Raw genomic sequence first — 12,825 nt, forward strand, 5'->3', positions numbered from 1 at the left:
ATCGCCCCGCCCCGAGTAGAGCTATTTTCGCGCAGGCAGAAACCGTGATTTCGGGGTACTTACGGCGATGAAGATCGAAATCGAAGCGGTACCACAGGCTGCTGCAATCCTGCTAATCGCGGCCGCGTTGGGCCTGGGCCTCTGGGCCTACCTGACCCGCTATCCGGCCCTCGCGCCGAAGCGCCGCTGGATTCTCCTCGCGGCGCGGCTCACCGCGCTGCTGGCGCTCCTCCTTGCCTCGCTCGCTCCGGTCCTTCGCTATCCCGAGGCGTCCCGCGCGCGAAACCGCCTCCTGGTGCTCCTCGACCACTCGGGGAGCATGGGTGTGCGCGATGCCTCCGGGGGACGGAGCCGGAAGAGCGCCGCCGACAGCGCGGCCGCGGCCATCGCGCGCGAGCTGAGCGGACGCTACGACGTCCGCGTTGCCGCCTTCGACGCCGCCCTCGGCACGTTCGGGAAGGACGTTCGACATGCCGCGGAATCGTTCCCGGGAGGCGGAGAGACCGCTCTCGGCGACGCGATCCGCGGCGCGGTAACGCGCCTCGATCCCGATTCCGTCGCGGCCATCCTCGTGCTGAGCGACGGCGAGGTGAACCGAGGCGAGGATCCCGAGCGCGCGCTCGACTCGACCCTGCCCGCGTTCGGCCTGGTGGTCGGGAGCCCGTCCGACCCGCCGACGGTCGGAATCGCGGGGGTCGAGGCGCCGCCCGAGATGATCGTCGCGCGCGCCACGCCCCTGACCGTGACCGTACGCCAGGGCGGGCGTCCCGCCTCGCGCGGCATCGTGCGCGTGAGCGAGGACGGACGAGAGCTGGGCCGCGCGCCGTTCAAGCTCGACGGCTCCGGCGCCTCCGCTCGCGTATCGATCCCGGTGACGCTGACCGCCCGCGGGAAGCGGTTCCTCGCGGTCGAGCTCCTCGACGTCCCCGACGACCCGATGCGCGAGAACAAGCGGCGTCTTGTCGCGGTGACCGCGAGGCCGGCCAAGCGGTCGGTCCCGTTGCTCGCCGCCTCGTGGGACTGGGACCTCCGCTCGCTCGCCCGAGGCGTCGAGGAGGACACCACCTGGGGCATCGTCCGATTGTCGCCGAGCGGAGCGTCCCAAGTTTCGCGGCTCGGAGGCCCCCCGGGTCCGTTCGATAGCTACCTCGAGGACGCCGAGGCCGTCGTCGCTCGATTCGACGCGTCGACCATCACGCTGGAGCGCGCCGCGGCGCTGATGCGTTATCTGGAGCGTGGCGGCGGCGTGCTTCTTTGGGTCGATCCGTATCCGCGTCCTCCCGTCGAGTCCCCGCTCACGCGGGCCGTCGGCCTGGCATGGCGCTTCTCGGGGCAGCCGGTCGGCCCCGTCGCGACCGCCGAGCTGGCGCCCGGGGGTCACACGCACGAAATCGCACTTCTCGGCGGAGATGCCGCGAGCGCGGCCGCGACGTGGAAGGATCTGCCCCCGGTCGAGCCGCTGGTGGCGTTCGACCCCACGGGGAGCCCGCTCCAGCCGGTCGTCCTGGGCCGCGTCAGCAGCGGCGCCGTTCCGCTCGTGCTCGCGGGCACCGTGGGAAAAGGGCGGGTCGTGGTCCTGAACGCCGCCGGCGTCTACCGATGGGGGCTCACCGCCTCGGGGATCGCGGGGCGCGCCGGGGTCGAGACGGCGTTTTTCGGCGGAATCTGCCGCTGGCTCGCGGGCGGATCGGAGGACCATCCGGTCCAGATCGAGGCGCCTGAGATCACGCCGGAAGGGCGCCCGGTCCCGATTCGGATCGTGGCGTCGCTGCCCGGTCCGCAGGGAGCCGAGGCGCGCGTGACCGCGAGGGCGGTCGGCGGAAAACCCGCGGCCGGCGCCCAGGTGGAAGCCAAGCTGACGCCCACGGCCGGAGGGGAATTCTCAGGGTCCCTCCCGCTGGGGCCAGGCACCTACCTGCTTCGTGGGAGCGTGACTCGGGGGGGCCGGTCCGTCGGGAGCGACAGCATCCGCATCGCGGTCGGAGTCCAGGGAATCGAATTCGAGACGCTCGCCGCCGATCCGTCGTCGCTTCGCCGCCTCGCGGAAAGCTCGGGGGGATTGGCGGCGCCCATCGACAGCGCCGGCCCGGTGATCGAACGGCTTCGTTCTCCCGATCTCTCCCGCGTCCGCATGGCGGAGATCGACCTCTTCCACAATCCTCTCCTCTTCACGATCCTGATCGTCGCCCTAGCGTTGGAATGGGCGATGCGGCGGAGGTTCCATCTGATGTAGAAAGCCGAGCCGCAGCGCCGCGTGGCGCCCGAGCCCGTCCCCGGCGCCCGAGCCCGTCCCCGAATCCCCCGCGCCTCGAACAACCGCTTCCCCTGCCTCCTCCTGATCCGGGAGGACTGATTCATGTCACGACTCGTCCACCGCGCCCCACGCGCGGCCGCTCTCGCGCTCGCGTGCGCGTCCTGCCTCTCGTGCGTGTCGCGCGCGGGGGGCGATCTCCTGCTCAACGAGATCCTCTACGACCCGCTGGGCCCCGACGAGCAGCACGAGTTCGTCGAGCTCTGGAATCCCGACTCCACGGTGGTTCCGCTCGAAGGCGTGGCCCTGGAGGCCGGGGACGGGGCCCGCCCCGATTCCTGGACCGTCGTTTGGCGCGGCGGTGCCGGGGGCGTCGCGGCGCCCGGAGTCGCGTTTCTCGTCGCCGGCGATGCGCTGCTCGGAGCGCTGCAAAACGGGCCGGACGCGGTGCGGCTCGTGCGGAACGGCGCTGTGCTCGATCTCCTGGGCTATGGCGACCTCGCGGCGCCCGCGCTCTACGAGGGCGCCCCCGCGCCGGACGCCGGATCGGGGCAGAGCCTGGCGCGCGTGCGGGACGGCGCGGATACCGGCGTCAACCGGGACGACTGGGCCGTCGAGAGCGAGCCGACGCCGGGCGCCGCGAATCATCCCGACGTGAGGCTTCGCATTTCCCGCTCCGGCGCCGTCACCACGCCGGAGGTCGCGTGGCCAGGCGAGGAGGTCGAGCTTCGCGCCTGGGTCAGGAACTCGGGAAGGCTTCCGATCGGCGAAGGCAAGTGGGCGGCGCGAGCGGAAGTCCGCGATGCCGCGGATACGGTTTGGTCTTTGGTGGCATCGGTTCGTGGTGCCCTGGTCCTGCCCGCGGAGAGCGTGTCGGTCGCGCTCTCCTTCCCGGCGCCTCCGCCAGGAGCACATACCGCGCGGGTTCGCCTCGGCGATGCCGGTGGGTCGGCCGGCGGGCCGCTTGAGGGCGCGGCCATCACCGACACGGCGGCGGTGGCGCTCCGCACGGTCGCGGGCCCCGCGATCGTCAGTGAAATCGCCTTCCGCGATGCCGGTGCCGGAGAGTGGATCGAGATCTGGTTTCGCGACCGGGTCGAGGACGTCGGGGCGATCTCGATCGCCGACGCGGCGAGCGGCCCGCGGCCCATCGACCGCGGTCCCTTGCCGCGAGCCGTCGATTCGGGCTCCTTCCTCGTGGTCGCGAAGGATCCCGCATTGGTGCGCGCGTCGTTCGGCCTCGCCGACAGCTTGGTTGTCGGCGTGATCGGGGGCTGGCCCTCGCTCAACGACGCCGGGACGGACGGGGCGCCCGCCGACCGAGTGCGTTTGCTCGACGCGGATGGGACGCCGTGCGACGCCGTTCCGTATCGCGGCGAATCGAGCGCCCGGGGCGGAAGCTTGGAGCGGCTCTCCGTCGACCTCCCCAGCGACGCGGCCGGAACGTGGGCCGAATCGGTCGACCCAGGCCGAGGCACTCCCGGACGCGATAATTCGATGAAGGCGCCCGGCTCGGTGGCGGCGGCGCGGGGCGCGCTCTTGGTCGCGGGCGCCCGCGTTCTCCGCCGCCGCGAAGGCGAAGCGCGGCCCGTGGTCCTTCGATTGACCGCCGCGGCGCGAGGACGGCGGCTCACGGTGCGCGTTCACGATCTCCTGGGCCGCCCGCTCCGCACATTGGTGGAAGGCCAGCGGTTCGATTCCGAGGGGGCCTTCCTCTGGGACGGACGCGACGATCACGGCGCGCCGGTCCCACCCGGCCTCTACGTGATCCGCGCCGACGCGTTGCCGGAGGAGGGCGCCGCCGCGCGGGCAACGAGCGTTCCGATGGCGGTGGCGCGATGACGCTCATAGGGATATCGCTCCTTCGCGTCATCGCCGCGGTCCTGATGGTGTTCGCGGCATTCGTCGCGGGCCCCGCCATGCCCGCGCGGGCGGCGTTCGAGCTTCGCGATGCGTCGCCCGCGGCGCTTGGGGCCGTGTCGATCGATCTGGATTCCCAATCGCTGTTCGACGAGGCGGAGCCGGGTCGCGGTGGGATCCGGTTGGGAGCGAGCCACGCCTCGCTCTACCAGGTCGATGGCCTCGTCCAGGACCGGGCCTGGGCCGCAATCGAGGGGCGCAGGGGCTCGGTCTCGCTCGCCTGCGCGAGGGTGGGAGTGCCGGGGACCACGGAATCGAGCGCGCGCCTCACGCTCCGAGAGTCGGGGGCGAGATTGGTCGGGCTCGAGCTCAACGCCGAGCGCCTCGACTTGGCGCTCGACGGAGAGCCGCACGAAGGGGGCTGGGCGTTCGGGGGCGCGGCGCGGGCGCGCGTCTCCCTGCCGCAGCTCGACCTCGAGGTTGCCGTTGCCGCGGACCGGGTCCTCCGGAGCGCCGGTCTCGATCGCCTCGGCGTCCCTCCCTCCGTCCCGTTCTCCATCCGGCTCCGCACGGGAGGCGCCGCCGCGGCCTGGGTGGACCGCTGGGACGGAACCGGTCGGCGAAGCCCCAGGCTCGTCCTCGACCTGCCTGTGGGCGGGGCCGCGAGGCTCCGGCTGGGACGGGGCGAGGCTCCCGGGAGGATCGGCGCGGCCCTTGCCATCCGATGGCGTCGCATCGAGGTATCCGCGGGCCGCATGGACCAGTCCGCCGGCGGCGTGATCACGGGCGCGGCGCTCGGCATGGCCCCTCCCGCCGCATTCGGGAGCCGGTAAAGCGATGCGGAGAATCGGAAACGCATTTGATATCATGCGGCTGCGGGGTGTCGCGGCATCCGTTTCGGCGCGCCTCTGCTGCGCCCTGGGCCTTGCTGTCTCGGCGCTTGGCCTGGCCCCGGCCGGGGGCCTAGCCGAGACCTACTGGCTCCCGATCCCCGTCGAGGAGATCGAGGCTCCCGAGGCGCTCGACGACGCGCCGGGACAAGCGTCCGGCTTCTTGATGCGGGCGACCGTCCGGGACGGGGTGGCGACGATACATCGCGTGGCGGCCGCGCGATCCGGACGATCGCGCCTCGTGGAGCTCTCGCTCTTGGGAGAGGGCGCCGCGGCCCACGCGGGCACGCTCGCGATCCGAGGCGCACATTCGGGGCCGGATCTCGTCGCCGGGCGCGTGAAGGTGAGCGGCTCGGGGTCGCTCTTTCTGGAGGCCGTGGGTCTCTCGAGGCGCACGTCGCGCGTCCCGAGAGTCAATACGGCTCCGCCGAGACTCGAGGCGCCGACGAGCGCGACATCGCCCTCGATCGAGGGGATCGGCTTCGGCCGCTCTTCTGAACCGGGCACCAAGCTCCCCGGCATCTGGGTTGTCGCGGGGAGACGCTTCGAGGATGGCGCGCGGATCGCGTCCCTGGGCATGGGCCACGCGCTCGGCCAAGGATCGTGGAGCGTCGCCGCCGGAACGATCGGCCGCGCCGCCACGGGAGCGATCGCGGCGGAGGTCCGATCCGCCGGGACCGCCGCGGCTGGGGAAGCGGCCATCACGCCCGGAGGCGTCGCGACGCTCCTATCGGCGGAGAGCGCCGCGGGCCCGCTGCGAGTAAGCGGCCGCTGGCGGTATCGCGCCGCGGAAACACGGCATGGGGCGTGCGAGCTGAGCGTCGAAGGGGGCCCACGAGCCGCGCGGGCGAGAATCCACGCAAGCGGCGGGCCCTCGGGCCCGAGCGGGGCGATCGGGCGCATCGAGCTGGAGTGCCGGCTCGGCGCGCGCGGGCTCGGCCCGATCACGATCCGCGCGGGGAGAAGCCGGACGGACGGTTTTTCCACGGCTTCGGGCGCGACGGTCCGGACAGAACGGTACGCGGTCCTCGACGCCTCGATCGCGCGATTCGCGGGCCGGGGCCTCTCGCTCCTCGCGACCCGCCGCGAGCGTGAGACCGCGGAAGGCATCCGTCTGGGCTCGAGTCTCGGCGGCCGCGTCGATCTGACCTGGCGGCGCCGGGGGAGGCTCGAGGTGTTCGTCGAGGCCGCGCGTGCGGACCAAGGCGGCGCGGCGTGGGGGAGCGGCCTCTTCGCGGGCGGTTCGACCGCGCTCCGATCCCGCACGCGGCCGGGAGTGGCCGCCTCCGCGCGAGGAGCGCTGCGTCTAGGCCGGTGGCAGCTCGGCGGCTTGGTCGAAGGACGGGAAGATGAGCGCGGGCGGCAGGCTTCCGCCGCCACGATCTGGATTCAACGAGCGATGCCTGCGATCGCGCCCTGAGGCGCGGGGCGGCGACGCGACGAAACAACGGGGGTGAATCGAATGCGCTACGCGGATCGCATGAGGGATCTCGGCACCGAAACCGCCTTCGAGGTGCTCGCGAAGGCGAGAGCCCTCGAGGCGAAGGGGCGCACGATCGTGCATCTAGAGATCGGGGAGCCAGACTTCGACACGCCCGCCAACATCCGGGCAGCCGCGGCGCGCGCCCTCGAAGGCGGCTTTACCCACTACGGCCCCTCGGCCGGTCTTCCCGAGGTGCGCGAGGCGATCGCCGCCTTCATCTCGAAGGATCGCGGTCTTCCGACGGCGCCCGATCAGGTCGTTGTGACCCCGGGCGGAAAGCCGGTCTTAACCTTCGCCGTCCTCGCCTGCGTCAATCCGGGCGACGAGGTGATCGTCCCGAATCCGGGCTTTCCGATCTACGAATCGGCGGTCCGTTTCGCGGGCGGAAAGCCGGTTTCCCTGGCGCTCCGCGAGGATCGCGGCTTCCGTTTCGGCGCGGCCGACATCGAGCCGCTCCTGACGCCGCGCACGCGCATGTTGATCCTGAACTCCCCGCACAACCCGACCGGATCGGTCCTGGCGCCGCGCGATCTCGACGACATCGCTTCCCTCATCAGGAATCGCGAGATCTTCGTGCTCTCGGACGAGATCTACGGAAAGATCCTTTACGAGGGAACGCACGAGACGATCGCCACGCGGCCGGATGTGGCGGAGCGGACGATCCTCCTCGACGGTTTCTCCAAGACCTACGCCATGACGGGCTGGAGGCTGGGCTACGGCGTGATGAACGCCACCCTCGCCAAGCACGTCGCGCGCCTCGCGACGAACGTCTACTCGTGCGCGACCTCGTTCGTCCAGCGCGCGGCCCCGGAGGCTCTCAATGGCCCGCAGGACGAAGTGCGTGCCATGGTGGCCGAGTTCCGTCGCCGCCGCGATGTCATCGTCGACGGATTGAACGCGATCCCCGGCGTGCGATGCGCGAAGCCGGCCGGCGCGTTCTACGTGTTTCCCAACGTCACTGGCCTGGGCATGAAGAGCGCCGATCTGGAGCAGGCGCTCTTGAACGACGCCGGGGTCGCCGTTCTCTCGGGCACGGCGTTCGGCTCCCAGGGCGAGGGCTACCTGCGCTTCTCCTACGCCAACTCGATCGAGAACATCCGCGAGGGGATCCGCCGGTTCGAGGCCTTCGCCCAGAGCCACGTCAAAGCGGCCCGCTGAGTCGGTTGAGCGGTCTCCCGAAGAGCATCCTCATCACCCTCGGCGGCAACGCCATTCTGCCCGCGCGCGGCACGGGCACGTTCGACGAGCAGTCCGCGATCACGCGGCTGACCATGCAGCCGATCGCTGAGCTGATCCGCGACGGCGTGCAGGTGGTGTTGAGCCACGGCAACGGGCCGATCGTCGGGAACATCCTGATCCGGAACGAGGCCGCGCGCGATCAGATCCCCCCGATGCCGCTCGACGTCTGCGGCGCCGACTCCCAGGGCGGGATCGGATTCATGATGCAGCAGGCGCTTCAGAACGAGCTCCGGCGCGTGTCCGTCGACCGGACCGTCGTGACCCTGGTCACGCAGGTCGTCGTCGACGAGCGCGATCCGGCGTTCCGGCGCCCGACCAAGCCGATCGGGCCCTTTTACTCGCAGGACCGGGCGCGCCTCCTCGCGAAGGAGAAGGGATGGACGGTCGTGGAAGACGCCGGCCGCGGCTGGCGGCGCGTCGTTGCATCGCCGCGGCCGCTCGAGGTCGTGGAGATCGCCGCGATCCGAAAGCTCGTGGCGGACGGCGTGATCGCGATCGCCGCGGGCGGGGGCGGAATCCCGGTCGCGCGGCAGTGGGACGGCTCCCTCCACGGCGTCGAGGCTGTGATCGACAAGGATCTCGCGTCGAGCCTCCTGGCGCGGCTCCTCGGCTGCGAGATGCTCTGCATCGTGACCGGGGTCGATCGCGTGGCGCTGAATTACGGCAAGCCCGATCAGCGCGATCTGGATTGCGCGACGGCCGAGGAGCTTTCGCGGTATGCTGCCGAGGGTCACTTCCCCTCGGGGAGCATGGGACCCAAGATCCAAGCTGCGATTGAGTTCGTTCGAGGGGGCGGACGCGAAGTCGTGATCACCTCGCCGGCGAAAGTTCTGGAGGCGCTCCAAGGGAAGGGCGGGACTCGAATCCGAAGGGAGTAGCACGCGGGAAGCGCCGCGATCGGCGCGGGCTGTGGGAGCAGCGGGAGTGCGGGCGCGGGAGGACTCGGGTGGGCGACAAGGACGTCGGTCTCAAGGTAAAGGGGATCTCGATCGCGGACGGGGAACCCCCGGCCGTTGATGATCTGACCTTCTCGGTCGCTCGCGGCTCGCTCCACATGATCCTCGGCGAGCGCGGCACCGGAAAGACGGCTCTCTTGGAGGCGCTCGCCGGACGGCGGCCCCTCGACGAAGGGTCGATCGATTCCGGGGGCGCGGCGGCCCTCGTCTCAGGTTCGACCACACCCGCCCACATTCGGGTGCTCGATCGGCTGCTCCTCCACCGGCAGTCGCGGTACCTCGGGATGGGAATCCACTGGAAGCGGGCGCGACGGGAAGCGCGCGAGCTGGCGGCGCGGTTCGGGTTGGAGGCGATCCTCGACGTGCCTGTCGAGGCGCTCCGGCCCCTCGAGCGCCGGCTCCTCGAGCTCGCGGCGGCCTCGGTCGAATCGCCCGGACTCTTGCTGCTCGACGAGCCTACCTCCGATCTCGGGCCGCATGAAGCGCGGCAGTTTCTCGCGGGGGTCAAGTCCGTCGCCTCCGAGCAGAAGATCCCGGCGGTCTTCACCAGCACCTGGCCGCGCGACGCCTACCCTGAGGCGGAAGGCGTGACGATTCTCTGGCGCGGGGCCGCGCCAGCGACGGTGACGACGCGCGAGTGCAGCGAGGGAGCGCTCGTCGAGCGCTGGACGGGCGGCGTCGGAATTCGCAGGGCACCGACCGGTCCCCATCTGCCGGGCGACCCGCTCCTTCGCGCGGAAGGATTGGTATCGCAAGGGCGCGGGCGCGAGACCTCCCTGGCCGGGCTCGATTTCGAGGTCAAATCGGGCGAGGTGCTTGCGGTGGTCGGCGCTCCGGCGGACGGGCTCACCTTGCTCCACGACGCCCTCCTCGGAAGCAGGATCCCGGAGCGCGGAACGATGCAGTTCCTGGGCAAGGAAATGACCCGCTCGTCCCGGCGCCACCGCGTGGAATCGGGGATCAGCTTCGTCAACCCGCCCCACTCGCGCGACCAGGCGATCGCAGAATTCACGATCGAGGAGAACCTGATTCTGGGCCAGACCGGCGGGCCGCCCTTCGCGCGCGGTGGATTCCTACGCCCGGAATCGATCCGAGGGAACGCGGTCCGGACGCTCCGGGACTTCGAGATCCCCGGCGCGTCGCCGGGCGATCGCTTCCGGGACCTGAGCCAGGGCGACCGGCAGCGGATCATCGTCGCCCGTGAGGTGATTCGAAATCCTGTCCTCCTCGTCGTGCGTTCCCCCGCGCAGGGGTTGTCGCTGGCCGCGCAGGAGTACGTGAGGCGGGCGCTGGTCCTCCAGTGCGAGCGGGGGAGCGGCCTCCTCTGGCTCACGGAGGAGCCTGAAGAAGCGATGCGCGTCGCCGATCGTCTGGCCGTGCTCGCCGCGGGGCGCTTCGTGTGGATTCCCGTTACCGAGACGCTGACGCGCGAGATGATCATCGACGAGATGTCGGGGGCCGCGGCGTGATTCCGGGGCGCTGCCGCGGCGGGGTCTGGCCGATCGTCGCGAATGTCCTCGTCCTCGCCGCCCTCGTCGTCGGCACGCAACTCCTGTCGAGAGAGCTCGGGGCCGCGCCGGCCTCGGCGTCCACCGCGCCCTGGAGCGGAGACGTCATTCTCGTCGCCTCGGGGCTCCTCTTCCTGGGTCTGGCGTTTCTCCTCCCGCTCCACGCCGGGCTCCTCAATCTCGCGATCCACGCCCAGTTTCTCGCGGGCTTCGCCGCGGGGTCGCTGATTCCGCGCTACCTCGATCTCCCGCCAGGCGGCGAGGCGCCGCTCGCGCTGGCCGTGGGGGCTCTCGCCGGGGCCGCGGTGGGCGTCATCGTTGCGTGGCTCAAGAGACGGTTCGCGATCCACGAGATCCTGAGCGGCCTTCTTCTCGGCGCCGCGATGATGTTCGTGCCCCGCGGCGCGGGAGTGGGGCCGGTGGCCCCGCCGGCGCTGACGATCGGGCTGGGCTCCCTCACAGGCGCTCTGCCGTGGGCAGCCGGCCTGAAGCTCCCTCCAAACCTCGTTCTTGCGTTCGGGATCCTGCTCCTCGCGCTCGGGTTGATCCTCGGGTTCCTCGCCGCCCACTTCCTGCGGGTGTCGGTACGGGGTTTCGATCTCCGCGCCGTCGGCTCGAACCCGCTGGCCGCCGTCGCGTCCGGCGTCGACGTGGATGGAGTGCAGTCATCGATGATGGTGCTGGGCGGCGCGTGCGCGGGACTGACGGGGGCGCTCCAGCTCTGGTCCCAGCCCGCCGTCGCGCTCGAGCGCTGGCCGTTTCCCTTGGGATTCGCAGGCATGGCGATCGTGTTCCTGGGCGCCGGTTATTTGCGCGGTGCTTTGCTGGTCGCGCTCGCCCTCGCGGTCTGGCTCAACTTGCCCGGCTCGAACGAAGTGCTCGGAAGCCCCGAATGGGGCGCCGCGATTACGCTGCTCCTGGTTCTCCCGTCGCTCTGGGTCCTGCCTCGGCTTCTCCCCGACCAGGGCGCGCCGCGCGCGATCTGGCGCACGCGACATCGCGAGTCGATTTAGGACGCGGCGCCGTCCCCTGAAGTTTCGTCACCCCGACTAGCTGGATTCGTTCTCCCCCGAAAACAGGGTTCCCCCGACGTCACCGGTACTCCTGAAAGGAGAAGGTCATGGGACGTTCGTGGGAAATCGTGGTTTGGCTTCTTGTGTTCGCGGCGGCGGCTGCGGTGGTGATCGGAATCGTTCGAAGTGAGGCTGCCGTGACGGCGGATGATCTGAGATTGAGCGAAATACTCGCAGGCCCCGCGCGCGACTGGGACGGCGACGGGGTGTTCGATTCCCGAAAGGACGAGTGGCTCGAGCTTCAGAATTACGGCGCGGCCGCAGTCGACCTGAGCGCCTATCGGGTCTCGGACGCCGACTCCACGATCCGCTTCGCCTTCTCGGGTTCCCTCGCGCCCGGCGCCGTGGTGCTCGTCACCGGCCGGCAGGCGGAGGATTGGCAGCGCTCGGTCGGCCGCACCGTGAGCGGCCTCAGTCTCAACAACGCCGGCGATACGGTGATTTTGTTTCGGATCGACGCGACCGACACGACCGCGGTCGACACCAAGACGTACAACAGCATCGAGGGCGCGAGCGACCGGTCGACCGGCCGATTCGGGGCCGGCGGGACCGTCTGGACGTTGTTCGATGGGCTCAACAAGTACACGGGATCGGGCCAGCCGCGAGGGACAGGCTGCCTGCCGACCCCGGCGAGTGAAAACGGATGCCCCACGCCGGTCAGCACCACGACGTGGGGCAAGATCAAAGCGCGATTTCGGTGATGCGAGGGGTGCGCGGGGCGTCGCGCGCGGCACGCCCCGCGTCCCACGACGATTTACCGGGCGCCCGCCACCTGCTTCATGAACTCTTCCTGGCCCTTCTTCATCTCTTCGGGCGTGACGTCCTTGACGTGCGATGCGATGTTCCAGCCGTAGCCGAACGGGTCCGTGATGTGGCCCATGCGGTCGCCCCAGAACATGTCCGTCACCGGCATCATCGGCTTCGCGCCCGCCGCCACGGCCTTCTTGTATGCCGCGTCGGCGTCCTCGAAGTAGAGGTAGAAGGTGACCGGCGTGGCGCCGATCGTCTCGGCGGAGCGTTGGCCCATGACCTCGTCCGAGAGCATCACGATCGAGCTGCCGATCTGGATCTCCGCGTGCATGATCTTTCCGTCGGGCCCGAGGGCGCGCGCCCGCTCCGTAGCGCCGAACGCCTTCTTGTAGAACTCGATCGCCTTCGGGGCATCTCGGAAGATCATGGATGCCGTGACGGTTGTGTAGCCCTTGGGGATTGGATCTGGCTTTGCCATCTTCGTTCTCCTCCTCCACCGGTTGGGGGTTTGGGGGACCAATGGTGGCACACCCCGGCCCGTGTTGGAAGTTCCGACCGCACCGAGTCGACTGCACCGCGCCGCGTTGACGGGGTAGGACGTCGAGCGTAGAGTCTCGGCCTCTTGCCCGCGCCAGGCATCCATTTCCGCGAGAGCCATGAAGACTAAGACCGACACCGGCTACAACGACAGGCTCTTCGCTTCCGGGTTCCGGAAACGCCTCCACCTGGCGAGATTTCTCTGGCTTCATCGAAAGCTGAAAGAGCTGGGGTGCCCCTGCACCCGGGTCGTGGAGCTGGGGTGCTTCGACGGCAAG

At 70.5% G+C, this 12,825-nt stretch carries 10 protein-coding genes; 9 read left to right on the top strand and 1 reads right to left on the bottom strand.

Going from position 1 to position 12,825, the window contains the following annotated elements; all coding sequences use genetic code 11:
• Positions 1 to 67 precede the first annotated feature (67 nt).
• From E6K79_11205 to E6K79_11245, 9 genes are all read left to right on the top strand, one after another.
• Positions 68 to 2,233 (top strand): hypothetical protein, encoded by a 2,166-nt coding sequence (locus tag E6K79_11205; protein ID TMQ62974.1) that lies wholly within the window; start codon positions 68 to 70, stop codon positions 2,231 to 2,233.
• Positions 2,234 to 2,356: 123 nt separating this feature from the next.
• A complete protein-coding gene (locus E6K79_11210; GenBank protein ID TMQ62975.1) occupies positions 2,357 to 4,093 on the top strand; it encodes a hypothetical protein in 1,737 nt (578 codons plus the stop codon).
• Positions 4,090 to 4,944, top strand: a complete 855-nt coding sequence (locus tag E6K79_11215; GenBank protein ID TMQ62976.1) for a hypothetical protein — start codon at positions 4,090 to 4,092, stop codon at positions 4,942 to 4,944. Before E6K79_11210 ends, E6K79_11215 begins: the two co-directional genes overlap by 4 nt.
• A gap of 4 nt (positions 4,945 to 4,948) precedes the next feature.
• Complete coding sequence (locus E6K79_11220) at positions 4,949 to 6,421, top strand: hypothetical protein (protein ID TMQ62977.1); 1,473 nt, start codon at positions 4,949 to 4,951, stop codon at positions 6,419 to 6,421.
• 42 nt (positions 6,422 to 6,463) lie between these two features.
• Positions 6,464 to 7,642, top strand: coding sequence for a pyridoxal phosphate-dependent aminotransferase (locus E6K79_11225; GenBank protein ID TMQ62984.1), 1,179 nt, complete (start codon positions 6,464 to 6,466; stop codon positions 7,640 to 7,642).
• Positions 7,643 to 7,647: 5 nt separating this feature from the next.
• On the top strand, positions 7,648 to 8,601 hold the full coding sequence (gene arcC, locus E6K79_11230) for a carbamate kinase (protein TMQ62978.1): 954 nt from the start codon (positions 7,648 to 7,650) through the stop codon (positions 8,599 to 8,601).
• 68 nt (positions 8,602 to 8,669) lie between these two features.
• Complete coding sequence (locus E6K79_11235) at positions 8,670 to 10,148, top strand: ATP-binding cassette domain-containing protein (GenBank protein ID TMQ62979.1); 1,479 nt, start codon at positions 8,670 to 8,672, stop codon at positions 10,146 to 10,148.
• A complete protein-coding gene (locus tag E6K79_11240; protein ID TMQ62980.1) occupies positions 10,079 to 11,200 on the top strand; it encodes an ABC transporter permease in 1,122 nt (373 codons plus the stop codon). The genes E6K79_11235 and E6K79_11240 overlap by 70 nt, the downstream gene beginning before the upstream one ends.
• 107 nt (positions 11,201 to 11,307) lie before the next feature.
• Positions 11,308 to 11,961, top strand: a complete 654-nt coding sequence (locus tag E6K79_11245) for a lamin tail domain-containing protein (GenBank protein TMQ62981.1) — start codon at positions 11,308 to 11,310, stop codon at positions 11,959 to 11,961.
• 53 nt (positions 11,962 to 12,014) lie between these two features.
• Here the strand turns inward: E6K79_11245 and E6K79_11250 are convergent, their stop codons facing one another.
• Positions 12,015 to 12,488: a VOC family protein gene (locus E6K79_11250; GenBank protein TMQ62982.1), complete on the bottom strand. Its 474-nt coding sequence runs from the start codon at positions 12,486 to 12,488 to the stop codon at positions 12,015 to 12,017.
• Positions 12,489 to 12,825 lie beyond the last annotated feature (337 nt).

This window comes from Candidatus Eisenbacteria bacterium, from assembly GCA_005893305.1.
Taxonomy (GTDB): Bacteria; Eisenbacteria; RBG-16-71-46; order SZUA-252; family SZUA-252; genus WS-9.

Coding starts and splice junctions, on each gene's coding strand:
- E6K79_11205 (TMQ62974.1), top strand. CDS start 68: ATGAAGATCGAAATCGAAGCGGTACCACAGGCTGCTGCAATCCTGCTA.
- E6K79_11210 (TMQ62975.1), top strand. CDS start 2,357: ATGTCACGACTCGTCCACCGCGCCCCACGCGCGGCCGCTCTCGCGCTC.
- E6K79_11215 (TMQ62976.1), top strand. CDS start 4,090: ATGACGCTCATAGGGATATCGCTCCTTCGCGTCATCGCCGCGGTCCTG.
- E6K79_11220 (TMQ62977.1), top strand. CDS start 4,949: ATGCGGAGAATCGGAAACGCATTTGATATCATGCGGCTGCGGGGTGTC.
- E6K79_11225 (TMQ62984.1), top strand. CDS start 6,464: ATGCGCTACGCGGATCGCATGAGGGATCTCGGCACCGAAACCGCCTTC.
- E6K79_11245 (TMQ62981.1), top strand. CDS start 11,308: ATGGGACGTTCGTGGGAAATCGTGGTTTGGCTTCTTGTGTTCGCGGCG.
- E6K79_11250 (TMQ62982.1), bottom strand. CDS start 12,488: ATGGCAAAGCCAGATCCAATCCCCAAGGGCTACACAACCGTCACGGCA.